23 protein-coding genes are annotated in these 22871 nt (G+C 57.3%); 18 read left to right on the forward strand and 5 right to left on the reverse strand.

Annotated features, from left to right (window positions below; translation table 11 throughout):
• Positions 1–249: 249 nt before the first annotated feature.
• The gene (locus M8370_RS17455) at positions 250–1203 is read left to right on the forward strand and encodes a nickel/cobalt transporter (RefSeq protein WP_038418498.1); all 954 of its coding nucleotides are present in this window, start codon (positions 250–252) and stop codon (positions 1201–1203) included.
• 33 nt (positions 1204–1236) lie between these two features.
• On the opposite strand, the gene proP is transcribed toward M8370_RS17455, so the two are convergent.
• Positions 1237–2739: a glycine betaine/L-proline transporter ProP gene (gene proP / locus M8370_RS17460; RefSeq protein ID WP_013095119.1), complete on the reverse strand. Its 1503-nt coding sequence runs from the start codon at positions 2737–2739 to the stop codon at positions 1237–1239.
• 649 nt (positions 2740–3388) lie between these two features.
• Between proP and kdgT the strand changes: the two genes are divergently transcribed.
• A complete protein-coding gene (gene kdgT / locus M8370_RS17465; RefSeq protein ID WP_013095118.1) occupies positions 3389–4381 on the forward strand; it encodes a 2-keto-3-deoxygluconate transporter in 993 nt (330 codons plus the stop codon).
• A 43-nt stretch (positions 4382–4424) separates the two neighbouring features.
• Here kdgT and M8370_RS17470 read toward each other — a convergent pair whose 3' ends face one another.
• Positions 4425–5300, reverse strand: a complete 876-nt coding sequence (locus tag M8370_RS17470; RefSeq protein ID WP_250021498.1) for a diguanylate cyclase regulator RdcB family protein — start codon at positions 5298–5300, stop codon at positions 4425–4427.
• Positions 5297–7651 (reverse strand): clamp-binding protein CrfC, encoded by a 2355-nt coding sequence (gene crfC, locus M8370_RS17475; RefSeq protein ID WP_013095116.1) that lies wholly within the window; start codon positions 7649–7651, stop codon positions 5297–5299. Before crfC ends, M8370_RS17470 begins: the two co-directional genes overlap by 4 nt.
• A 599-nt stretch (positions 7652–8250) precedes the next feature.
• On the opposite strand from crfC, the gene M8370_RS17480 reads away from it, so the two are divergent.
• The 16 genes from M8370_RS17480 (at position 8251) to phnP (ending at position 20020) form a co-directional block, all read left to right on the forward strand.
• Positions 8251–8586, forward strand: coding sequence for a zinc ribbon domain-containing protein YjdM (locus M8370_RS17480; protein WP_013095115.1), 336 nt, complete (start codon positions 8251–8253; stop codon positions 8584–8586).
• A gap of 80 nt (positions 8587–8666) precedes the next feature.
• Complete coding sequence (gene yjdN / locus M8370_RS17485) at positions 8667–9110, forward strand: VOC family metalloprotein YjdN (protein ID WP_058660655.1); 444 nt, start codon at positions 8667–8669, stop codon at positions 9108–9110.
• Positions 9111–9283: 173 nt separating this feature from the next.
• Entirely contained in the window at positions 9284–10072 is a 789-nt protein-coding gene (phnC, locus tag M8370_RS17490) for a phosphonate ABC transporter ATP-binding protein (protein WP_250021499.1), read from the forward strand.
• Positions 10073–10095: 23 nt separating this feature from the next.
• Positions 10096–11112 (forward strand): phosphonate ABC transporter substrate-binding protein, encoded by a 1017-nt coding sequence (gene phnD, locus M8370_RS17495; RefSeq protein ID WP_250021500.1) that lies wholly within the window; start codon positions 10096–10098, stop codon positions 11110–11112.
• A 52-nt stretch (positions 11113–11164) separates the two neighbouring features.
• The gene (phnE, locus tag M8370_RS17500; protein ID WP_250021501.1) at positions 11165–11944 is read left to right on the forward strand and encodes a phosphonate ABC transporter, permease protein PhnE; all 780 of its coding nucleotides are present in this window, start codon (positions 11165–11167) and stop codon (positions 11942–11944) included.
• 20 nt (positions 11945–11964) lie between these two features.
• Positions 11965–12690 carry a phosphonate metabolism transcriptional regulator PhnF gene (phnF, locus tag M8370_RS17505; RefSeq protein ID WP_013095110.1) on the forward strand — a complete coding sequence of 242 codons (726 nt, stop codon included), beginning with the start codon at positions 11965–11967 and terminating at the stop codon, positions 12688–12690.
• Complete coding sequence (phnG, locus tag M8370_RS17510; RefSeq protein WP_250021502.1) at positions 12691–13143, forward strand: phosphonate C-P lyase system protein PhnG; 453 nt, start codon at positions 12691–12693, stop codon at positions 13141–13143. It begins immediately after the preceding gene.
• Entirely contained in the window at positions 13140–13724 is a 585-nt protein-coding gene (gene phnH / locus M8370_RS17515; RefSeq protein WP_250021503.1) for a phosphonate C-P lyase system protein PhnH, read from the forward strand. The genes phnG and phnH overlap by 4 nt, the downstream gene beginning before the upstream one ends.
• The gene (locus M8370_RS17520) at positions 13724–14788 is read left to right on the forward strand and encodes a carbon-phosphorus lyase complex subunit (protein ID WP_013095107.1); all 1065 of its coding nucleotides are present in this window, start codon (positions 13724–13726) and stop codon (positions 14786–14788) included. Before phnH ends, M8370_RS17520 begins: the two co-directional genes overlap by 1 nt.
• A complete protein-coding gene (phnJ, locus tag M8370_RS17525; RefSeq protein ID WP_250021504.1) occupies positions 14781–15626 on the forward strand; it encodes an alpha-D-ribose 1-methylphosphonate 5-phosphate C-P-lyase PhnJ in 846 nt (281 codons plus the stop codon). The genes M8370_RS17520 and phnJ overlap by 8 nt, the downstream gene beginning before the upstream one ends.
• On the forward strand, positions 15623–16378 hold the full coding sequence (gene phnK / locus M8370_RS17530; protein WP_013095105.1) for a phosphonate C-P lyase system protein PhnK: 756 nt from the start codon (positions 15623–15625) through the stop codon (positions 16376–16378). Before phnJ ends, phnK begins: the two co-directional genes overlap by 4 nt.
• Positions 16379–16463: 85 nt before the next feature.
• Complete coding sequence (gene phnL / locus M8370_RS17535; RefSeq protein ID WP_129327646.1) at positions 16464–17144, forward strand: phosphonate C-P lyase system protein PhnL; 681 nt, start codon at positions 16464–16466, stop codon at positions 17142–17144.
• Positions 17141–18277 (forward strand): alpha-D-ribose 1-methylphosphonate 5-triphosphate diphosphatase, encoded by a 1137-nt coding sequence (phnM, locus tag M8370_RS17540; RefSeq protein WP_045294838.1) that lies wholly within the window; start codon positions 17141–17143, stop codon positions 18275–18277. The genes phnL and phnM overlap by 4 nt, the downstream gene beginning before the upstream one ends.
• Positions 18274–18825 (forward strand): ribose 1,5-bisphosphokinase, encoded by a 552-nt coding sequence (gene phnN / locus M8370_RS17545; RefSeq protein ID WP_095455743.1) that lies wholly within the window; start codon positions 18274–18276, stop codon positions 18823–18825. The genes phnM and phnN overlap by 4 nt, the downstream gene beginning before the upstream one ends.
• The gene (gene phnO / locus M8370_RS17550; protein ID WP_023621470.1) at positions 18818–19252 is read left to right on the forward strand and encodes an aminoalkylphosphonate N-acetyltransferase; all 435 of its coding nucleotides are present in this window, start codon (positions 18818–18820) and stop codon (positions 19250–19252) included. The genes phnN and phnO overlap by 8 nt, the downstream gene beginning before the upstream one ends.
• Before the next feature lie 9 nt (positions 19253–19261).
• Complete coding sequence (gene phnP / locus M8370_RS17555) at positions 19262–20020, forward strand: phosphonate metabolism protein PhnP (protein WP_057072552.1); 759 nt, start codon at positions 19262–19264, stop codon at positions 20018–20020.
• Between the two features lie 52 nt (positions 20021–20072).
• Here phnP and yjdP read toward each other — a convergent pair whose 3' ends face one another.
• Positions 20073–20396 (reverse strand): DDRRRQL repeat protein YjdP, encoded by a 324-nt coding sequence (gene yjdP, locus M8370_RS17560; protein ID WP_029882896.1) that lies wholly within the window; start codon positions 20394–20396, stop codon positions 20073–20075.
• A gap of 69 nt (positions 20397–20465) precedes the next feature.
• Positions 20466–22745, reverse strand: coding sequence for a hybrid sensor histidine kinase/response regulator (locus tag M8370_RS17565; RefSeq protein ID WP_250021505.1), 2280 nt, complete (start codon positions 22743–22745; stop codon positions 20466–20468).
• Positions 22746–22871 lie beyond the last annotated feature (126 nt).

Here is a 22871-nt window from a genome sequence, read left to right on the forward strand (position 1 = left end):
AGGCTGTTTGTGAAGTGATTCACATCCGCCGTGTCGATGGAGGCGCATTATAGGGAGTTCCCGAGCGACCGCAACCGAAAAGTTGCAAAAAGATGACTGACTGCTGTATTCCCCAGCAAAACCCCGCCTTATACCCTTTTACACACAGACTTATCCACAATACAACGCGTAAGCATAATAAGAACCCACGGATTGAGGGGGATAATCAACTATACTATTGGCAAATATTTTCCCTGACAGACAATATCCATGATCACACAACGCCTCACCCGAGACTGGCGCATTCCTGGCGCTGGCCTCATGACGCTGCTACTCCTTATTGCGGGCTTCACTCTGCACGCACACTGGGGGGCTTTCATCCAGTGGTGTCTTGCTACGCAAATCACCCTGCACCGTTATCTGGTGATGTACCTGTTGCAGCTTAATAACCATCAGTACAGCGGTGGCTTATGGCTATTAACCGGCGCGTTCTTCTATGGCGTACTTCACGCTATCGGGCCGGGGCACGGCAAATTCATTGTCACTACCTATCTCAGTACAAATAAAGAGAGCGAACTGGCTGCCCGGGTCGTGCCTTTTTTTGGCAGTATGCTGCAGGGCGTCAGCGCCATTCTGTTTGTCTTTATTCTGGCGGTGGGGTTTAACCTGGCGTCCGGGGATATCAGTACCAGCCGCTGGTATGTCGAGAAGATTAGCGCGGTCCTCATTGGCGCATTCGGCGCGTTTATCATTTACCAGGCGCTGAAAAGCCTGCGCCCGCGCAGGATGGCAATCTCCGCCATCACGCCCCTTCACCAGCATGATGAACATTGTGGCTGCGGCCATCACGGCGTAGGGGCAGACCTTGCGCAGGGTGACTGGAAAACCCGTCTGGGTGTAATTCTGGCGATCGGCGCGCGTCCGTGCAGTGGGGCCATTATGATCCTGATGTTTTCGAATGCGCTGGGCATCGTCACCTGGGGAATGGCCGCGGTAATGACCATGTCGCTGGGAACCGCGCTATCGATTATGGGGCTATCGCTGGCCGTGCGTTACGCCCGGGAGCGCACGGTCGCCTGGTTTGGCGGCGGCGCCTCGCTGAAGTGGCTGGTTCCGGCGGTCAAGATTGCTGGCGGGATTGTTCTGATCCTGTTTGCGACCATCCTGTTCCTGACGGTGATCCCCATCAGCGCCAATGGCGATTACATCGCCGCAGGATGCTAATAAAAGAAAACCCGCCAGCGGCGGGTTTTTTGATTACTCGTTGATGCGTGGATGTTGGTCCACCAGTCGGGAGCGTTTCTTCTGCAGTTCTTCAATCTCTGCATCAATATCTTCAATCTTCTGCTCGACGTTATCGTAGTGCTCGCGCAGGATCTCTTTCGCTTCCTGAATATCCGATGCCGCAGGCGTCGCCCCTTTCAGAGGACGGTTCGCCGTCTCCTTCATGGTAATACCCGTAATCAAACCAATCACCGCGATAACCATCAGGTAATAAGCGGGCATCATCAGGTTTTGCGTGCTTTCCACCAGAGAGGCGGCAAGCGTCGGCGTCAGACCGGCAATCAGAACCGAGATGTTAAAGGCCGCCGCCAGCGCACTGTAGCGAATATGCGTCGGGAACATGGCCGGTAGTGTAGAGGCCATCACCCCGATGAAGCAGTTGAGGATCACCGCCAGCATCAGCAAGCCGGCAAAAATCAGGCCCAGCACATTGCTGTTAATCAGAATGAATGCCGGAATAGCAAGGGCAAACAGCGCAACGCTACCCAGAATAATGAACGGTCGACGGCCAAAGCGGTCACTCAACAGCCCCATAATCGGTTGCACAAACAGCATACCCACCATGATGGCGATAATGATCAGCACACCGTGGTCTTCCGAGTAGTGCAGGTTATGCGACAGATAGCTCGGCATGTAGGTCAGCAGCATGTAGTAAGTCACGTTCGTGGAGATCACCAGGCCGATACAGACCAGCAGGCTGCGCCAGTGTTTGGTCGCGATCTCTTTAAAGGAGACTTTCGGGCCATCCTGCAGACCTTCGCGGTCACCCTGCTCGAGCTTATCAACGTGCTGCTGGAACGCAGGCGTCTCTTCAAGCGCATGACGCAGGTACAAGCCAATGATCCCCAGCGGCAGCGCGAGGAAGAACGGAATACGCCAGCCCCATTCAAGGAAGTTCGCCTCACCAACCACGGTTGAAATCAGCACCACCACGCCCGCACCCATGACGAACCCGGCAATGGAACCAAAGTCCAGCCAGCTTCCCATGAAGCCACGTTTACGGTCCGGGGAGTACTCTGCAACGAAGATCGAGGCACCGGTATATTCTCCCCCTACGGAGAATCCCTGAGCCATCTTACAGAGCAGCAGCAATATTGGCGCCCAGATGCCAATCGAAGCATAAGACGGGATCAGGCCGATACAGAATGTACTGATCGACATAATGACAATGGTGATGGCCAGGATCTTCTGACGACCATATTTATCACCAAGCATACCGAAGAACAGACCACCCAGCGGGCGAATGAGGAAGGGAACCGAGAACGTACCCAGCGCGGCAATCATCTGCAGGCTGGGGTCGGCGCCGGGGAAGAACACTTTACCTAACGCATAGGCCACGAAGCCGTAGACACCAAAATCGAACCATTCCATCGCATTACCAAGCGAGGCGGCTGTGATCGCTTTACGCAGTTTTGCATCATCGATGATGGTGACGTCGCGAAGCGTGATGGGTTTAATCTTTTTCCTTCTAAGCATAGCTTTCCTCGTAGACTCAGCCCTGTCCATTTCACCGGCCATCTGGTGAACCGTGAAACGGGGATCCGCTCCATGCGAATCGCCTTATTCAAGCGTAGCAGGTTTACTTACATTGACGTTTTACGTCGATACAACCGAACCTGTTGACGCCTGTCTGGGCAGTTAATGACCTTTTTACCCTACCAGCGTTTATATTTGTGATCAACTTCACATATATTTTTCCGTATCGTCAATTGAGTTCAATATTTGTCAATTGCCGCCCATCAGCTCTTTCTTATCCACCAAAAAAGAACATGCTCACGCACGTTATTATCGCCTGAACAACAATTCTCAAAACCATACTGCGTCACATCAGATTTACATAAATTTTAAATATTAAAACGCGGTTCGAATATTTACGCCGAATATGTGATAGAGATAACTAAAACACTGTTTTATTTTCATTGAATCATCATTCCAATGATCGCATGATAAATCCGAACGCAACGTCCAGCGGGCTTTTGAGCGGCATGAATCAAGAGCGCGCGATTAATTTCCCTGAAAGGATAACGAAGCGCCAGGCTAAGCATCCTTTCAATTAACTGAATTTGTTGATTTTATTTTCGATAGCATTCCGTCCGCCACGCGGGACACGATGTGAGGGTTGTACATGAAGATTAAAGCCACAATAGAACGCATCCCCGGCGGGATGATGCTGGTTCCTCTGGTGCTTGGCGCCATTCTGAATACCCTGGCACCTGATACCGGTGCTTATTTTGGTGGTTTCACAAAAGGAATGATTACGGGAACCGTGCCCATTCTGGCCGTCTGGTTCTTTTGTATTGGAGCATCTATTAACTTGCGGGCAACGGGTACCGTATTACGTAAATCCGGAACGCTGGTTATAACGAAAATTGCGGTTGCCTGGGTTGTGGCAATGGTCTGTGCACTGTTCATTCCGGAGAATGGCATTCAGACCGGATTCTTCGCCGGATTATCCGTTCTGGCCATTGTCTCCGCGATGGATATGACTAACGGTGGGCTCTATGCCAGCCTGATGAACCAGTACGGCACAAAAGAGGAGTCTGGCGCCTTTGTGCTGATGTCTCTGGAGTCCGGTCCGCTGATGACGATGTTGATTCTGGGCTCGGCGGGGCTGGCCTCGTTTGAACCACACCACTTTGTCGGCGCGATCCTGCCTTTCCTGATCGGTTTTGCGCTGGGGAATCTGGACCACGATCTGCGCGATTTCTTCAGCAAAGCCACGCCGGTGCTGATCCCGTTCTTCGGCTTCGCGCTGGGGAATACCATTAACCTGAAGGTGATACTCGATACCGGTCTGCTGGGTATTGTCCTGGGCGTGGCTGTTATCATTATCACCGGCATTCCGCTGATCATTGCCGATCGCGTAATTGGCGGAGGAAACGGAACGGCAGGTGTAGCCGCCTCTTCAGCCGCCGGGGCCGCCGTGGCGAATCCGGTGATCATTGCCCAGATTAACCCGGCTTTCGAACCGGTTGCGGCCTCGGCAACGGCGCTGGTTGCCGCCAGCGTGATCGTCACCGCCATTCTGGTGCCCATTATCACGGCCCTGTATGCGAAGCGCTTCGGCAATCTCCCCGAGCCGGATACAGAACCGAAAGCGGTAGAGCTTCATCATTAACGCACCGCATAAGACCGGCCCCTCTCCCCACCGGGTGAGGGGTTCAACCAAAAATTTCTTCCACCATCCCATCCACCAGCCGCTTTGCCGAACAGAGTCTCGGCATACCCAGCGCGACCGTTTGCCAGTTTTGGGTTACTGACCAGCTCACCGGGTGGCTGTCCGCCTGACACCAGTCCCCCAGCCAGCCCAGCATATCTTTATGATCGATGCTCCCCGGCGTAGAGGGGGTTGTGAGCCACTGGTGATAAAAATGGCGGGTAGTGGGAGAAGCATTGATCCCCTGCGCCAGATAATTTGCCGCCATGCTGCGCAGGTTATCCTTGAGCATTGCCGCCACGTCCGCATTCGCCAGACGACAGGCATCGCCAAATGCTCCCCAGCGCAGCTCTTCCAGCACAATGTAGCAACGCCCGGCCAGCGACCAGCCATCATAGTGACCGGACCGCCAGCGGGTAAAAATCTGCTCGCTATGCTCGCCCGCCTGGACCGTTAACCCACGCTGGGACAACGCCTTTTCTTTATAGGCTGCGCGTTGAAGAAAATGGGAAGAGAGTTCAGCGTACTGCTGAACCAGGCCCGGCGAGGGCTGCGTACGCAGAGAGGTTTGCTGGCGCAGGGCAACCAGTTTATCGGCCATACGCGTCAGCGCGAGATGCCCCGGATCCAGCATGCCGGCCAGCTTTTCCGCCAGCCCCAGGCGCAGAGCCGCATTTTCGTTGAGCATTCCCGCCATTGCCCACGGTCGCAGCCGGGTGTGCGTCATGATCTCCTGCGTCAAACGCTCACGAAACTGCAGCTGTTGCGGCCCCAGATGGGTATGACGCGGCGCGTCTACCCCCTGGACCAGATCGACCATAAATTTAGGATGGATACACTCCAGCGTCCGCCCGGGACCGTCCAGTAGCTGTGTTGTCATGGTTGCTCTGCCGCGAAAAGAGTTTGAATATCATCGCGTAACAGTCGGGTATCTTCCTGAATCCACGTCGCAGTCGTGATACTTTGTTTCAACAGCTGGCTGAGCGATCGGGTCGAATGCTCATTTTGCTGACGGACTGCGAGGCTATCACGCAAGCTTTCCTGTAACCCGGCAAGGCATAACGAAAATTCTGCAAAGAACGTTGCCATACCCGCCGTAACAGAGACATCGACCTGCGCGGTTAAAGCTTTACGGATTTGTTCACAAAACTGATCAATATGCTGCATAAACTTGTCATGCAGCTGCGCAATATCAATAACGTATCGCGTGCGCGTCGCCACATAATCTTCCCAGCCCCAGCCAGGATTGTTCAGCCAGCGCGACACCGTTTCCCGTACACTTCCCGCAGCCGATGGCTGGCCTGCCGGACGGGTATCCTCCGCGATGGCATCAGTAAACAGCGCCCGCGTATTGAAGTTCAGCTGATTTGCCTGAAATGCCGGGAAACTGATCCGCGCCCGGAAACCGGCATGGCTGAGCTGCTCTTTAATACGCAGCTCAATGGGCCGCATCGCCTCATTCAGCGAACGCGCCAGCGTAGACTCCAGTTGATCGAAGCGAAGCGCCAGCTCCCGGCTGATTTTCGTCTGTGCGTCCAGCATGACCTGCTCGCAGGCGGAGCGGATGCTGTTCAGTACCGTTTGCGCCTGCCTCTCATCATCCAGCACCAGCTGCGTCAGCGCCTCCGGTGCATCCTGCCGATGATTCAGCGGATCAATACCTGCCAAATCAAGTAGCGTGTGGCTGTTGAAGATATGGCCAATCGCCTGCTGAAGGGCTCCTTTCTGCAACGCCATAAAATCGTCAGTGGCGTGGAGGGCCTGCTCCACTTCGTGTTTGACTTCTTCGCTGGCCACGCGCTGCCGCGTTTGCAGCAGAGCCATATCCTCTTCAAGACGCGTAATATTCAGCTCCAGCGATTCAAAGGCCACCGTCAGGGCCTGATAGCGAAAATCGAGATACTCTCTGGCATTTTGGGCATAGTTGAGCAACTTATGCGACGCCGAACGCAGCGCAAATAACGACGCATTGGCATAGGCGGCGTAAATCAGTTTGCGGATAGGTTGTTCAAATAACGAATCCTCCCACAGCAAATCAGCCGCATGGCGAATATGTTCGATATCGTCCAGGTCCGCCGTACGCCAGCGACGCCCCAGCGCGGCCTCGGCAAAGTCCTGTACCCAGCGCTGTTCCTGGTGATCCGGTAGCTGCCCATGGTTCGCCATCTCATAGCGGGCGCGGTTTGCCAGATAGGCCCACATCGACGAAACAGGGTAAATTTGTCCCGGAGAGATGTTCCCTTTCATTAAGGTCCCGGAGATCATCGCCCTGACCTGCTCTTCATCGTCGCTGTTGCGATCCTTCTGGTCGAATTTATTCACCAGCGCATACAAAGGCACCGATTTTCCCGCTACCGAAATGGCCTGACGAACCTCTTCATCAGAAATCGATTTGAGCTGGGTATAGTCCATCACCGCCAGCACCGCGGAGGCGCGGGACAACTGTTCGGTGAGCATTTTTTGCAGATGGGGCTGCCCGGCTTCATTTGGCCCAGGCGTGTCCAGCAGCGTCAGCTGCCCCAGGTGCGCATCCAGACCCGCAAGATGCACAAACTCCACCTCAATCACCGGTATATGCTCTATCGCCGCGTACTCAGAGAATGGGAAGGCCACGTCCAGCGCCTGAGAGAGCCTCACGAGGTCGTTCAGGCTTTTCAGACAATGAAATATCGGCTGCGCCCCAAGGTGGTGCTTCTCGAAAGCCTCGCCTCTTTCAATTCTCTCCAGCAGCGTATTCATGTCTTTATCGATTTCCAGACGCTGCGCCAGCTTACCGCGATCGTCATCGCAGAGCTTTTTCTGTAGCAGTTGGATCAAATCATCAATGGGAGAGACATGCGTAAAATGCAGTACCGGCTCTTTCTGGCCCGGCGTATGACGAATAAGGGTCGGAAGCGCCGTCATCGGACGGTTGCGGTTGGGCAACACTTCGGTGCCTACAATCGCATTAATGGTGGTCGATTTCCCCGCCTTCATGGTTCCAACAATAGCCAGCACCATTTCCAGACGGGTTATTTTGCGCAATTCACTATTCAGCATCGCCTGCTGTGCTTCGACACCACGCGCGCTAAAATGCAAAGGTAAAACGTTGTTCTTTTCACCCGTAATGGCCGTCGCGGTACTCTCCAGCATCGCTATCGGCATTGATTTCAAGGTATCAAGGTTTTGCAGGGCGAGTTGTAGCAACCGTTCTGCTTCCTGGCTTAATTCAAAAATTGTCTGTGTGTGCATGATAAAAGCCTTTCCTTAACGCAAATTTATTACTTTTATTAAGCCACCGGGTTTTAATTATGTTTTTCGGCTTATATGATCACGTGTGGAAAACATGTTCACCGAAATATAACTGATTGAAGACAATCAGAAATAAATCGCTATCCTTGCATGGCGTGAAAAGCTTTTCTCCTGACCTGATAGTCAAAAGATAAAAAGCGTAGCCCATTTTTAAGAAACTTCAGGATATATCATCATTATTTACCCACCTAAAAAGAGAGGGAATGGTTCAGCGTCATAACAGATGTACGACGACGAAAACCGGCGATAAATAACAATGTGTCGCTTCACCTTATCCGAAATGGCGGAACGTAGCAATTTGCCGCAATAAAATATTCGATATATTCAGTGTCAATTCTTCCCAACACGTTAATGGCGTTAGCATCGCTTAACCGACTGACAGAAAGTGTCACCCGCAACACGCTTTTCGGTTTTTTTTTATTAAATAATATCACCGACAATCGTGTGGATTTGCGTTATACTTGCCCTCTTTTTCGGCGCTCTGCCGTCATTTTGCTGGCACTTTCCAGCGTGTTAAGCACTTTTTTGAGGATATCCCGATGCAACTTCCACACTGCCCGAAATGCAATTCTGAATACACCTATGAAGATAATGGCATGTTCATTTGCCCGGAATGCGCCCACGAATGGAACGACGCAGAGCCGTCACAGGATGCTGACGTGCTGATTGTAAAAGATGCTAACGGTAACCTGCTGGCAGATGGCGACAGCGTCACCGTCGTCAAAGACCTGAAGGTTAAAGGCAGCTCTTCCATGCTGAAGATCGGGACCAAAGTGAAGAATATCCGTCTGGTTGAAGGCGATCATAATATCGACTGCAAAATTGACGGTTTTGGTCCAATGAAACTGAAATCTGAGTTTGTGAAAAAGAACTGATTTACCCGCCCGGTGGCGCTTCGCTTACCGGGCACACACCCACTACACTTAATGGGCTTTTCTTACGTGAGGTAAAGATTATGCCGTTAAGTCCCTACATCTCTTTCGCCGGCAACTGTACAGAGGCAACCGCCTTTTATCAGCAGGCCGTCGGCGCAGAACTCCTCTATAAAATCACCTTCGGCGAAATGCCAAAAAGCGAGAGCAGCGAAGAAGGCTGCCCGTCTGGCATGCAGTTCCCGGACTCCGCTATAGCCCACTCCAACGTTCGCATTGCGGGCAGCGATATCATGATGAGCGATGGCCTGCCGCCGGGCAGTAAGGCGCAGTATGCCGGATTCACGCTGGTTCTCGACACACAGGATGTCAATGAAGGCAAACGCTGGTTCGACAATCTCGCGGATGGCGGAAATATTGAAATGGCCTGGCAGGAGACCTTCTGGGCGCACGGTTTCGGTAAGGTCACCGACAAATACGGCGTGCCGTGGATGATTAACGTCGTTAAGCAGCAACAAAGTTCGTAGGCCGGATAAGCGCAGCGCATCCGGCAACAACCCCGGGTGGCGCTGCGCTGACCGGGCCTGGAAAGATTGTCATCGTTTTCACTTCAACTCTTCAAACTCCCGCAACCTGCACTTAACCCAAATGTCATATTGATGCGCCAGCATGAGGCCACATTTATTGTGAGGCCCAGCATATGCAAACCGTCATCCGCGTCGAGAAACTGAGCAAGACCTTTCATCACAACAAGGCTCTGCACGCCGTTGATCTGACCGTCCAGCAGGGCGACATGGTAGCGCTGCTGGGGCCATCCGGTTCAGGTAAATCCACCCTTCTGCGTCACTTAAGCGGCCTGATTACCGGCGATAGCATCCCGGAAAGCCACGTCGAACTGCTGGGCAACACCGTACAGCGAGCAGGGCGACTGGCGCGGGATATCCGCAAAAGCCGCGCGCAGACAGGCTGCATCTTCCAGCAATTTAATCTGGTAAATCGACTGACGGTGCTGGAGAACGTGCTGATTGACGCGCTCGGCAGCACCCCATTCTGGCGCACCTGTCTGCGCTGGTTCTCCCCATTACAGAAGCAAGAGGCGTTGCGGGCACTCACCCGCGTAGGCATGGCGCACTTCGCCCATCAGCGCGTCTCCACCCTCTCTGGTGGACAACAGCAGCGCGTGGCCATCGCCCGTGCCCTGATGCAGAAAGCGAAAATCATCCTTGCCGACGAGCCCATCGCCTCGCTGGATCCGGAATCCGCCCGCATCGTGATGGAAACCCTGCATGACATTAACCAGAACGACGGCATCACCGTGGTGGTGACGCTGCATCAGGTGGATTACGCCCTGCGCTACTGCGAGCGCATTGTCGCCCTGCGTCAGGGACATGTGTTCTTTGATGGCGCAAGCCACCAGTTTGATAACGAACGTTTTGACCATCTCTACCGCAGCATTAACCGTGTCGAAGAGAACGCGAAGGCTGCATAACGTCCCCACTACGAGGAATGGAAATGAGCTATAAAACGGTTGCCGCGCTGGCTTTTACCAGCATGTTCAGCATCAGCACCCTGTTAAGCCCTGCGTACGCCGAGGAGCAGGAAAAAGCGCTGAACTTTGGCATTATTTCAACGGAATCACAGCAGAACCTGAAGCCTCAGTGGGAACCCTTCCTGAAAGATATGGAAAACAAACTGGGGATCAAAGTAAACGCCTTCTTCGCCCCGGATTACGCGGGCATCATCCAGGGGATGCGCTTTAACAAAGTGGACATCGCCTGGTATGGCAACCTCTCCGCCATGGAAGCGGTGGATCGTGCAAACGGCCAGGTCTTTGCCCAGACCGTTGCTGCCGATGGCTCTCCGGGTTACTGGAGCGTGCTGATCGTCAACAAAGACAGCCCGATCAATAACCTCAACGATATGCTCGCCAAACGCAAAGAACTGACCTTCGGCAACGGCGATCCGAACTCCACTTCTGGCTTCCTGGTGCCGGGCTATTACGTCTTCGCCAAAAATAATGCCTCTGCCACCGATTTCAAACGCACCGTCAATGCCAGCCATGAAACCAACGCCCTGGCCGTGGCCAACAAGCAGGTGGACGTCGCCACCAACAACACCGAAAACCTCGACAAGCTGAAGACCTCCGCACCGGACAAGCTGAAAGAGCTGAAGGTGATCTGGAAATCCCCTCTCATCCCGGGAGACCCGATTGTCTGGCGCAAAAACCTCTCTGAAGGCACCAAGGACAAGGTGTACGACTTCTTTATGACCTACGGCAAAACGCCGGAAGAGAAAGCCGTGCTGACGCGCCTGGGCTGGGCACCGTTCCGCCCGTCGAGCGACCTGCAACTGGTCCCGATTCGCCAGCTGGCGCTGTTTAAAGAGATGCAGGGCGTGAAGGACAACAAGGGGCTTAAGGACGAGGAGAAGACCAGCAAAGTGGCAGCTATTCAGGCCCAGCTGGAAGACCTGGACCGCCTGACCGCCGCGCTTGGTGCAATGACCAGTGTGAATAAAGCGGTGCAGTAACGCTTTTCTCCCTCTCCCTGTGGGAGAGGGAACTAAACACAAAGGAGTCAACATGCAAACCATCACCCTCCCACCGCCGAAACGCAGCTGGTTCTCGCTATTTAGCTGGGCCATCCTGCTGGCGGTGCTGGTTATCTCCTGGAAGGGCGCGGAGATGGATCCGCTGCTGCTGTTTAAAGACGCCGGTAACATGGCCACCTTCGCTGCCGACTTCTTCCCGCCCGATTTTAGCCAGTGGCAGGACTATCTCGGCGAAATGGCTGTCACCCTGCAAATCGCCGTCTGGGGGACCGCCCTGGCCGTCATCCTCTCCATTCCGTTTGGCCTGATGAGCGCGGAAAACATCGTTCCGTGGTGGGTTTATCAGCCGATGCGCCGCCTGATGGACGCCTGCCGCGCCATTAACGAAATGGTGTTCGCGATGCTGTTCGTGGTTGCCGTGGGTCTGGGGCCGTTCGCGGGGGTGGTGGCGCTGTTCATCCACACCACCGGCGTGCTCTCCAAGCTGCTTTCCGAAGCCGTGGAAGCCATTGAACCCGGCCCGGTCGAAGGTATTCGCGCCACCGGCGCCAACAAAATTGAAGAGATCCTTTACGGCGTGCTGCCCCAGGTCATGCCGCTGCTGATCTCCTATTCGCTCTACCGCTTCGAATCTAACGTCCGTTCCGCCACCGTCGTCGGCATGGTCGGCGCAGGCGGCATTGGCGTCACCCTGTGGGAGGCGATCCGCAGTTTCCAGTTCCAGCAAACCTGTGCCCTGATGGTACTCATCATCATCACCGTCAGCCTGCTGGATTTCCTCTCTCAACGTTTGCGTAAGCACTTCATCTGAGAAGCGAGGCTTTGATTGGTATGCACTTATCCAGACATCCGACCAGTTACCCTACCCGCTGGCAAGAGATTGCAGCAAAGCTCGAAGTGGAGCTGCGCACCCATTATCGCTGCGGAGACTACCTGCCAGCCGAACAGCAGCTTGCAGACCGCTATGAAGTGAACCGCCACACCCTGCGCCGCGCCATCGATCAGTTGGTTGAGCGCGGATGGGTACAGCGCCGTCAGGGCGTCGGCGTGCTGGTGCTGATGCGCCCGTTCGACTACCCGCTCAATGCCCAGGCGCGCTTTAGTCAGAACCTGCTCGACCAGGGGAGCCATCCCACCAGCGAAAAACTGCTCTCCGTGCTGCGTCCGGCCTCCAGCCATGTAGCCGATGCGCTGGGTATTCAGGAGGGCGACAACGTTGTGCATCTGCGCACCCTGCGCCGGGTTAATGGCGTGGCGGTCTGCCAGATAGATCACTACTTCAGCGACCTGAGCCTCTGGCCGGTGCTGCAACACTTCTCCAGCGGTTCACTGCATGACTTTTTGCAGGACGCCACGGGTCTTGTGCTCAAACGTACCCAGACGCGTATCAGCGCCCGCCGCGCGCAGGCGAAAGAGAGCAAGGTGCTGGAGATCCCCAACATGGCTCCGCTGCTCTGCGTGCGCACCCTCAACCACCGTGACGGCGAGATCAACGCGACGGAGTACTCCGTCAGCCTGACCCGCGCCGACATGATTGAATTCACCATGGAGCACTGAATGCATTTCGACACCTCCACCCGTCAGCGCTGGATGCGCGCCCTGGCCCATAGCCAGCCTGCTGCACTGGCGAGCCGCATGAACGCGCTTAACCTGACGCCAGACTATGAAACGCTCCGCGCGCCGGAAATTGGCCTGGTACAGATCCAGGCAAGAATGGGCGGCACCGGAGAGCGCTTTTTCGCCGGTGATGGCGCCCTCACCCGCGCGGTCATTCGTCTGAGCAGCGGCACGCTGGGTTACAGCTACGTACTCGGTCGCGATAAACCGCACGCCGAGCGCTGCGCGGTGATCGACGCCCTGCTGCAGGAACAACCCCATTTCCAGACCCTGATGGAAACCCTGATTGCCCCGCTGGAAGCCAACCTCGCCGCGCGCACTGCCGCACGTCAGGCGCAAGTCAATACCAGCCGGGTCGACTTCTTTACGCTTGTTCGCGGAGATAACGCATGACGCTTCAACCCGTTTTTACCCTGGCCGTCCAGGATGCCCAACACAGTTTTCGTCGCCTGCTGAAAGCCATGAGCGAGCCAGGCGTGATTGTCTCCCTGCATCAGCTCTCCCAGGGCTGGCTGCCGCTGAACCTGGCGACCACCAGCGTACTGCTGACCCTCGCCGACAACGATACCCCGGTGTGGCTTTCGGGGACGTTATCCAATGACATCGCCAGCCAGAATCTGCGTTTTCACACTAACGCCCCGCTGGTTGAGCAGCCCCGTCAGGCGGTGTTTGCCGTTACCGATGAGCAAATCAGCCATGAGCAGCTCAATGCCCTGAGTGAAGGCAGCGCGGTAGCACCGGAGACCAGCGCCACGCTGCTCCTGCAGGTCGCCAGCCTGAGCGGTGGTCGCATGCTGCGCCTGACCGGGGCGGGGATTGCCGACGAACGCATGGTCGCGCCACAGCTGCCGGAGTGCATTATTCATGAGCTGACCGAACGCCCGCACCCGTTCCCGCTGGGCATTGACCTGATCCTGACCTGCGGCGAGCGCCTGCTGGCGATCCCGCGAACCACCCACGTGGAGGTGTGCTGATGTACGTTGCCGTCAAAGGGGGCGAGAAGGCCATCGCCGCCGCCCATGCGCTACAGGCGCACAGACGACGGGGTGATGAACAGCTTCCCGAGCTGAGCGTCGCCCAGATTGAGCAGCAGTTGAACCTGGCGGTGGATCGAGTGATGACCGAAGGCGGCGTCGCCGACCGCGAGCTGGCAGCGCTGGCGCTGAAGCAGGCCAGCGGCGACAACGTCGAGGCCATCTTTTTGCTGCGCGCCTGGCGCACCACCGTTCCCCGCCTGGCGGTGAGCGAGCCGGTCAATACGGCAGAAATGCGCCTGGAGCGGCGAATTTCCGCCGTTTATAAAGATATTCCCGGCGGCCAGCTCCTTGGCCCTACGTACGACTACACCCACCGCCTGCTGGATTTCACCCTGCTGGCGAACGGCGAAACGCCGACGCTCAGCACCACGGAGACCGGGCAGGAAGCATCTCCGCACGTCTTTAGCCTGCTGGCGAAGCAGGGTCTGGCAAAGGCTGAAGAAGAGACCGGAGCGCAACCCGACGACATCACCCGCACGCCTCCCGTTTACCCCTGTTCACGCTCGTCTCGCCTGCAGCAGCTGATGCGCGGGGACGAAGGCTATCTGCTGGCGCTGGCCTATTCAACGCAGCGCGGCTACGGGCGTAACCACCCGTTTGCGGCGGAGATTCGCAGCGGCTATCTCGACGTCGAAATCATCCCCGAAGAGCTGGGTTTTGCTGTGAACGTCGGTGAACTGCTAATGACCGAGTGTGAAATGGTGAATGGTTTTGTCGCACCTGACGACGACACCCCACACTTTACCCGCGGTTACGGGCTGGTCTTTGGCATGAGCGAGCGTAAAGCCATGGCGATGGCGCTGGTTGACCGCGCCCTGCAGGCGCCGGACTACGGCGAACAGATTTCCGGCCCGGCACAGGACGAAGAGTTCGTGCTGGCCCATGCGGATAACGTCGAGGCGGCGGGCTTTGTTTCGCACCTCAAGCTGCCGCATTACGTTGACTTCCAGGCCGAACTGGAACTGCTGAAACGTCTGCAACGGGAGCGTGAAAATGGCTAACCTAAGCGGCTACAACTTTGCTTATCTGGACGAGCAAACCAAACGCATGATCCGCCGCGCCATCCTGAAAGCGGTCGCTATCCCCGGCTATCAGGTGCCGTTTGGTGGTCGAGAAATGCCGATGCCTTACGGCTGGGGCACCGGGGGCATTCAGCTTACCGCCAGCGTCATCGGTGAGTCAGACGTGCTGAAGGTCATCGACCAGGGAGCCGACGACACCACCAACTCCGTGTCGATTCGCAACTTCTTTAAGCGCGTGACGGGCGTCAACACCACCGAAAAAACCGAAGATGCGACGCTTATCCAGACCCGCCACCGTATTCCCGAAACGCCGCTCACTGAAGATCAGATTTTGATTTTCCAGGTGCCGATCCCGGAGCCGCTGCGCTTTATCGAGCCGCGCGAAACAGAAACCCGCACCATGCACGCCCTGGAAGAGTACGGGGTGATGCAGGTGAAGCTGTATGAAGATATCGCCCGCTTCGGCCATATCGCCACCACCTACGCCTACCCGGTGAAGGTCAACGGGCGCTACGTGATGGATCCGTCGCCGATCCCGAAATTCGACAACCCGAAAATGGACATGATGCCTGCCCTGCAGCTGTTCGGTGCCGGGCGCGAAAAGCGCATCTACGCCGTCCCGCCCTACACCCGCGTGGAGAGTCTCGATTTCGATGACCACCCGTTCACGGTGCAGGAGTGGGACGAGCCGTGCGCCATCTGCGGCTCGAAACACAGCTATCTGGATGAAGTGGTGCTGGATGATACGGGCAAACGGATGTTTGTCTGCTCCGACACCGATTACTGCCGCCAACAGAGCGAGGCGAACAGCCAATGAAACCGCTGCTTTCAGTGAACAACCTGACCCACCTTTACGCGCCGGGCAAAGGCTTCAGCGACGTCTCGTTCGAGCTGTGGCCGGGCGAGGTGCTGGGGATTGTCGGTGAATCCGGCTCGGGTAAAACCACCCTGCTGAAGTCCATCTCCGCGCGCCTGGCCCCGCAGAACGGCGAGATTTTGTATGAGGGCGCCTCCCTCTATGGCATGAGCGAGGCTGAACGCCGCCGCCTGCTGCGCACCGAATGGGGCGTGGTACATCAGCATCCGCTGGACGGGCTGCGTCGTCAGGTCTCGGCGGGAGGCAATATCGGCGAACGGCTGATGGCGACCGGCGCGCGGCACTACGGCAACATCCGGGAAACCGCACAGCGCTGGCTGACCGATGTGGAGATCCCCGCCTCGCGCATCGACGATTTGCCCACCACCTTCTCCGGCGGCATGCAGCAGCGCCTGCAGATCGCCCGTAACCTGGTCACCCACCCGAAGCTGGTGTTTATGGATGAACCCACCGGTGGGCTGGACGTCTCCGTGCAGGCGCGCCTGCTCGACCTGCTGCGCGGCCTGGTGGTGGAGCTGAACCTGGCGGTGGTGATTGTCACCCATGATCTGGGCGTCGCTCGCCTGCTGGCAGACCGTCTGCTGGTAATGAAGCAGGGTCAGGTGGTGGAAAGTGGGTTAACCGACCGCGTGCTCGACGATCCGCTCCATCCTTACACCCAGCTGCTGGTGTCATCCGTGTTGCAGAATTGAGGGCGCCACCCGGCAAAACGAACGCCGTACCTTGTAGGCCGGGTAAGCGAAGCGCCACCCGGCAAGAAAACGCCACGAGGCCAAAATGATCCACGTAGAAAACGTAAGTAAAACCTTTGTGCTCCACCAGCAAAACGGCGTGCGTCTGCCGGTGCTGCAAAATGCCTCTCTGAAGGTGAACAGCGGCGAATGCGTGGTGCTGCACGGCCACTCCGGCAGCGGAAAATCCACCCTGCTGCGCTCCCTGTACGCCAACTATCTGCCGGACGAGGGGCACATTCATATTCGCCATGCCGATGAATGGGTCGACCTGGTTCAGGCCCCCGCGCGTAAGGTGCTGGAAGTCCGCCGCTCGACGATCGGCTGGGTGAGCCAGTTTCTGCGGGTGATCCCGCGGATCTCCGCTCTGGATGTGGTCATGCAGCCGCTGCTGGATCTCGGCGAGCCGCGCGAAACCTGCGCCGCCAAAGCCGCCAGCCTGCTGACGCGCCTCAATGTGCCCGAGCGCCTCTGGCATCTTGCCCCGTCGACCTTTTCCGGCGGCGAGCAGCAGCGCGTGAATATCGCTCGCGGGTTTATCGTCGACTACCCGATTTTACTTCTTGATGAACCCACCGCTTCGCTCGACAGCAAAAACAGCGCGGCAGTGGTGGAACTGATCGAACAGGCCAAAGCGCGCGGCGCGGCGATCGTCGGGATCTTCCACGACGAGAGCGTTCGCAACCGCGTGGCGGACAGGCTGCACCCGATGGGGACAAACGTATGATTATCAATAACGTCAGGCTGGTGCTGGAAGATGAGGTCATCGACGGCTCGATTGAGATCCGCGACGGCGCGATCCGCGCGTATGCCGAAACCCGAAGCCATTTGCCCGAAGCGATGGACGGCGAAGGCGGCTGGCTGCTGCCAGGGCTGATTGAGCTGCACACCGATAATCTGGATAAATTCTTCACCCCACGGCCGAAGGTGGACTGGCCCGCCCATTCGGCGATGAGCAGCCACGACGCGCTGATGGTTGCCAGCGGCATCACCACCGTGCTGGATGCGGTGGCGATTGGTGACGTACGCGACGGCGGCGATCGGCTGGAGAATCTGGAAAAGATGATCAACGCCGTGGAAGAGACGCAAAAGCGCGGTCTTAACCGCGCCGAACATCGCCTGCACCTGCGCTGCGAGTTGCCGCATCACACCACCCTGCCGCTGTTTGAAAAACTGGTAGACCGCGAGCCAGTGTCGCTGGTCTCGTTGATGGACCACTCGCCGGGGCAGCGCCAGTTCGCCAGCCTCGAAAAATACCGCGAGTATTACCAGGGCAAATATTCTCTTAACGATGTGGAGATGGCGCGCTACGAGGAAGAGCAGCTGGCGCTGGCGGCACAGTGGTCACAGCCGAACCGTGTTTCGATTGCCGCGATGTGCCGGGACCGTAGCATCGCGCTGGCCAGCCATGATGATGCCACGCACGATCATGTCCGCGAATCCCACCAGCTTGGCAGCGTGATCGCTGAATTTCCTACCACGTTTGAGGCGGCAGAAGCCTCCCGCGCACACGGCATGAACGTGCTGATGGGGGCACCGAACATCGTGCGCGGCGGCTCGCATTCCGGCAACGTGGCGGCAAGCAAGCTCGCCTCGCTCGGTCTGCTGGATATCCTCTCTTCCGACTACTACCCCGCCAGCCTGCTGGACGCCGCCTTCCGCGTCGCGGATGACGACAGCAACCGCTTCACGCTGCCGGAGGCGATTCGCCTGGTAACGAAGAACCCGGCATCGGCGCTTAATCTTCACGACCGGGGCGAGATAGCCGAAGGAAAACGGGCGGATCTGGTGCTGGCCCACCGTAAGGGCGAGCACATCCATATCGACCACGTCTGGCGTCAGGGAAAACGGGTGTTCTGATGGGAAGAGTCATCTGGTTAATGGGGCCCTCCGGCTCCGGGAAGGACAGCCTGCTGTCCGCCTTACGGCAACGGGAACACCCGCAGCTGCTGGTCGCACATCGCTATATTACCCGGGCGGCGAATGCCGGTAGTGAAAACCATATCGCCCTGAGCGAACAGGAATTTTTCACTCGCGCCGGGCAGAATCTGCTGGCGCTCAGCTGGCACGCCAACGGCTACTACTACGGGATCGGCATTGAGATCGACCTGTGGCTACACGCGGGTTTTGACGTGCTGGTCAACGGCTCCCGTGCGCATCTGCCCCAGGCACGCGCCAGGTATGCCTCGGCGCTGCTGCCGGTCTGTCTGCAGGTTTCGCCGGATGTCCTGCGCAGCCGCCTGCAAAGCCGCGGACGCGAAAGCGAAAAAGAGATCGCGCAGCGACTCGAACGCGCAGAGCGCTATACCCCGGCGGATTGCCACATCCTCAACAACGACGGAAGTTTGCTACAGTCAGTCGATAACGTTTTATCACTTATCCGTCAGAAGGAGAAACAGCATGCCTGACTGCACGCTTCGCCCCGCCACCGCCGATGATGCGCAAATCGTTTACGCGCTGATCTGCGAGTTAAAACAGGCCGAATTTGATCATCAGGCGTTCCACACCGGGTATCTGGCCAATCTGCAGGACCACAATATGCGTTATCAGCTGGCAGAGCTGAATGGACAGGTAGTGGGTATGATTGGCCTGCATATGCAGTTTCACCTGCACCACGCCAGATGGATCGGCGAAATCCAGGAGCTGGTGGTGATGCCCGAGGCGCGTGGTCTTAAAGTGGGGAGCCAACTGCTGGCATGGGCAGAGGACACCGCGCGGCAGGCGGGCGCGGAGCTGACGGAGCTCTCCACCAGCGTCCGGCGGCTGGACGCCCACCGTTTTTATGTTCGTGAAGGGTATACGCAGAGCCATTTTCGTTTCACCAAACCGTTGTAGAGGTGCACGATGAGTCTGACCATCACGTTAACGGGCACCGGCAGTGCCCAGCTGGTCCCGGTGTTTGGCTGCGATTGCGCGGCATGCCGCCGGGCACGTCTGCAGGAGAATTATCGTCGTCGGCCCTGTAGCGCGGCCGTCAAATTCAATGATGCGGTGACGCTACTGGACGCGGGTATTCCGCACCTGATGGACGACTGGCCAGCCGGCAGCTTTCAGCAGTTTTTGCTGACCCACTACCATATGGATCACGTTCAGGGGCTGTTTCCCCTGCGCTGGGGCGTTGGCGCGACGATCCCCGTTTACGGCCCGCCGGATGAAGCCGGATGTGACGATCTCTTCAAACACCCGGGCATTCTGGATTTCAGCCATACGCTGGAGCCGTTTGTGATGTTTGAGCTGCAGGGCCTGCGGGTGACGCCGCTGCCGCTCAACCACTCGAAACTCACCTTTGGTTATCTGCTGGAGTCCGCCCACAGCCGCGTGGCGTGGCTCTCTGATACTGCCGGATTGCCGGAGAAAACGGTGAAATTTCTGCTTAACAACCAGCCGCAGGCGATGATCATCGACTGTAGCCATGAACCGCGCCCGCAGACGCCGCGCAACCATTGCGATTTAAACACCGTGGTGGCACTGAACGAGGTGATTGGCTGCCCGCAGGTGATCCTGACCCATATCAGCCATCAGTTTGACGAGTGGATGATGGATAACCCGCTGCCGGACGGCATCGAAGCGGGATATGACGGCATGGTGTTGGTGCTGGATTAGGTTTTCTCCCTCTCCCGTGGGAGAGGGTTGAGGTGAGGGCAACAGGCCGCACTTAACCGCGATCGTAATCGTCTTCTAACCGCCGCTCATCCTCTTCCAGGCGTCGTCTGTCGTCATCAAGCTGGCGCTGGCGCTCGTCTAAACGGCGGCGTCTGTCTTCAAGCTGCCGACGGCGGTCGTCATACTGACGGCTATCAATGCGACGGTCATCGTCATAACGATCGTCATCATCGTTGCTGCGGCTGCTGCCGGGGTTATAGGCATCGTTGATCGCCTGCTGAATGTTGCCAATGGCATCATCAATCACATCGGCATGCGCCAGTTGGCTGGAGAGTGACAGCAGACCAAATAACAGAGCGGTAGAGTAACGTTTCATAAGGCCAGACTCGCAGGTGAACTGGCCTTACGGTAATTAACCGCAAACGGGAGAGGTAGCGGAGGAATCTCAAATTATGATCACCTTCCGCAGCGCCTGCGCCAGCTGTACGCGGGTAAACGGTTTGCGCAGTAGCGCTACATCCGGCAGCTGCGGGTTGTGCGTCGGACGTAAATCCTGACCGCTGATCAACAACACCGGCAGTTGCGGGTAGTGGCTGCGCACGTGGTTAATCACCTCCGCCCCGCTCAGGCTGCCCGGCAGCATCAGATCACTGATAAACATGCCGATATCCGGCGAGGCCGCCAGCATGTTCAGTGCCTGCTCACCGCTTTCCGCTTCAAGGGTCAGGTAGCCAAGCTGATGCAGTTGCTCGCACAGGGTCTGACGAACGTCGGCCTCATCTTCCAGTACCAGCACCAGCCGTTCGTTTTCAGCGGATGCGGTGGCAGAGTGCGTTTCATCTTCAGGGACGACGGGCAGCGTTGAGCGCGGCAGATGGAGCCGCACGGTGGTGCCTTGTCCCGGCGCGCTTTCAATTTCGACGCGGCCGCCGGACTGACGCACAAAACCGTACACCATCGACAGCCCTAACCCACTGCCACTGCCGGTCTGCTTGGTGGTGAAGAACGGCTCGAACACCCGGGATTTGACCTCCTGCGTCATACCGCTGCCGCGGTCGATCACCTCCAGCGCCACCATATCCTGCCTGCGCCCGTCACTGCGGGTGACGCGCTGATTCCACGTGCGGATCTTAATCACGCCCGTCTGCCCCTCCATCGCGTCGCGGGCGTTCATCACCAGGTTGATAATGGCGTTTTCGAGCTGGCCAACGTCTATCCACGCCGGCCAGGCCGGGGATTGAGCCTCTATCTCCAGGCTCAGGGTGGCGGGCAAGGAGTGGCGCATCAGCTCTCTGAGATTCTCCAGCAGCGGTTTCATCTCTACCGCATGCGGAGTCAGGGATTGCTTGCGGGAAAAAGCCAGCAGACGCTGGGTCAGCAACGCACCGCGCTCGGCGGCATTGAGCGCGCGGGCGATACGTGGGGCATCACTGGAGTCGGGATCGGTCAGCTCCAGGCTACCGATTATCACCGCCAGCAGGTTGTTGAAATCATGTGCCAGCCCGCCCGTCAGTTGACCAACGGCCTTCATCTTCTGGCTGTGCAGCAGCGCCTCCTCCAGTCCCTGACGCTCGATGCGGTCGATCTCCATCTGGGAGGTTTTCTCTTTCAGTAGACGGGTAGTGTGCTCCAGCGAGGCGGTATTGCGGGCAAAGACGTTAAACGCGCGAGCCAGCTCTCCCAGCTCATCACGCCGCTGCAGCGCGGGCACCGAAACGTCCTGCTCGCCTTGGGCAAGACGCGACATCGCCCGGGAGATCGCCGTCAGGTTGGAGCCCAGATTGCGGTAGATATACCAGCAGGCGCAACCGGTGATGATCAGCGCCAGTACGGCGAATATGCTGATAAATACGCTGATGGACCGCAGCTCCTGATGACTCTGGGCCGTACGCAGCCGGGAAGCCTCCGCTACCTGCTCAACGTACTGATTGATATCGCTATTTAATATCGCCACCAGCGCCTTGATGTGGAACATATACCAGCTTATCGCCAGGTCGCTCTCCTCAAGCTGCTTTGACAGCGGGGCAAGCCTGCGCAGCTCGTCGTTGAAATCGGGCAGAACAAGATTCACCACGGGCTGCGTGGCGCGCTGGGGCAACGTTGCGGTAACGGCGTCCAGCTGCTGTAGGGTGGCGCGCGGTGAGGGGGTATCGATGGCGGCGAGAATCAACCTGTCCATTTCCGCAAGCTGCTGCGCATCCGGGATGTTGCTGCCAAACCGACGGTTAATATCCTGCAGATGGCGTAAATAGCTCTGGCTTTGATACAGCGAGCTAAGCAGCGCGTTACGCTGCAGATGGCGCCGCTGTCCGCGCTCCAGCATGCCCGTCACGCTTTGCTGTAACTCATTACTGCGACGAATAATGCGCGCCACCAGCCCCGGCTCCTGCTGCGCTAAGGGCGCATCTGCGAGCTGTTCCAGCGAGTGCCGCAGCGCCATTTGGGTCTGCTTCAGCCTCTCGGCCTCTCCTTTGTATTCCAGCGCCCCCACCACCTGCGAAAGCCGAACCGCCGCGGTTGCCACGCTGGCGGTATCGCGGGCGAGGTTCATGCTGCCGGTCATGTCATCCAGCGTCTGCTGTTGTACCTGTTCCTGGATCTGGCTGGCATGCCGAAAACCCAGCACCGCCACACCACTGACCATCAGCGTCACCGCCACCACCAACAGATTAAAGATCAGCAGACGACCGCGGGCACTGGCGAAGAACGGCGAGCGTGATGGCATGGGATTGGGCTCCTCTGCAAATGGGTGCCCTCACCCTGGCCCTCTCCCACAGGCAGAGGGAAAAGAGAAATGTGACGGCGATTAGCTATTCATAACTATGACAAATATGAACGGCTTCTGACATTT

The organism is Enterobacter cloacae complex sp. OE43NF, assembly GCF_023544405.1.
Classification (GTDB): domain Bacteria; phylum Pseudomonadota; class Gammaproteobacteria; order Enterobacterales; family Enterobacteriaceae; genus Enterobacter; species Enterobacter cloacae.

Excerpts from the sequence above, each read along its gene's own strand:
- M8370_RS17455 (WP_038418498.1), top strand. The coding sequence starts at position 250 with ATGATCACACAACGCCTCACCCGAGACTGGCGCATTCCTGGCGCTGGC.
- proP (WP_013095119.1), bottom strand. The coding sequence starts at position 2,739 with ATGCTTAGAAGGAAAAAGATTAAACCCATCACGCTTCGCGACGTCACC.
- kdgT (WP_013095118.1), top strand. The coding sequence starts at position 3,389 with ATGAAGATTAAAGCCACAATAGAACGCATCCCCGGCGGGATGATGCTG.
- M8370_RS17470 (WP_250021498.1), bottom strand. The coding sequence starts at position 5,300 with ATGACAACACAGCTACTGGACGGTCCCGGGCGGACGCTGGAGTGTATC.
- crfC (WP_013095116.1), bottom strand. The coding sequence starts at position 7,651 with ATGCACACACAGACAATTTTTGAATTAAGCCAGGAAGCAGAACGGTTG.
- M8370_RS17480 (WP_013095115.1), top strand. The coding sequence starts at position 8,251 with ATGCAACTTCCACACTGCCCGAAATGCAATTCTGAATACACCTATGAA.
- yjdN (WP_058660655.1), top strand. The coding sequence starts at position 8,667 with ATGCCGTTAAGTCCCTACATCTCTTTCGCCGGCAACTGTACAGAGGCA.
- phnC (WP_250021499.1), top strand. The coding sequence starts at position 9,284 with ATGCAAACCGTCATCCGCGTCGAGAAACTGAGCAAGACCTTTCATCAC.
- phnD (WP_250021500.1), top strand. The coding sequence starts at position 10,096 with ATGAGCTATAAAACGGTTGCCGCGCTGGCTTTTACCAGCATGTTCAGC.
- phnE (WP_250021501.1), top strand. The coding sequence starts at position 11,165 with ATGCAAACCATCACCCTCCCACCGCCGAAACGCAGCTGGTTCTCGCTA.
- phnF (WP_013095110.1), top strand. The coding sequence starts at position 11,965 with ATGCACTTATCCAGACATCCGACCAGTTACCCTACCCGCTGGCAAGAG.
- phnG (WP_250021502.1), top strand. The coding sequence starts at position 12,691 with ATGCATTTCGACACCTCCACCCGTCAGCGCTGGATGCGCGCCCTGGCC.
- phnH (WP_250021503.1), top strand. The coding sequence starts at position 13,140 with ATGACGCTTCAACCCGTTTTTACCCTGGCCGTCCAGGATGCCCAACAC.
- M8370_RS17520 (WP_013095107.1), top strand. The coding sequence starts at position 13,724 with ATGTACGTTGCCGTCAAAGGGGGCGAGAAGGCCATCGCCGCCGCCCAT.
- phnJ (WP_250021504.1), top strand. The coding sequence starts at position 14,781 with ATGGCTAACCTAAGCGGCTACAACTTTGCTTATCTGGACGAGCAAACC.
- phnK (WP_013095105.1), top strand. The coding sequence starts at position 15,623 with ATGAAACCGCTGCTTTCAGTGAACAACCTGACCCACCTTTACGCGCCG.
- phnL (WP_129327646.1), top strand. The coding sequence starts at position 16,464 with ATGATCCACGTAGAAAACGTAAGTAAAACCTTTGTGCTCCACCAGCAA.
- phnM (WP_045294838.1), top strand. The coding sequence starts at position 17,141 with ATGATTATCAATAACGTCAGGCTGGTGCTGGAAGATGAGGTCATCGAC.
- phnO (WP_023621470.1), top strand. The coding sequence starts at position 18,818 with ATGCCTGACTGCACGCTTCGCCCCGCCACCGCCGATGATGCGCAAATC.
- phnP (WP_057072552.1), top strand. The coding sequence starts at position 19,262 with ATGAGTCTGACCATCACGTTAACGGGCACCGGCAGTGCCCAGCTGGTC.
- yjdP (WP_029882896.1), bottom strand. The coding sequence starts at position 20,396 with ATGAAACGTTACTCTACCGCTCTGTTATTTGGTCTGCTGTCACTCTCC.
- M8370_RS17565 (WP_250021505.1), bottom strand. The coding sequence starts at position 22,745 with ATGCCATCACGCTCGCCGTTCTTCGCCAGTGCCCGCGGTCGTCTGCTG.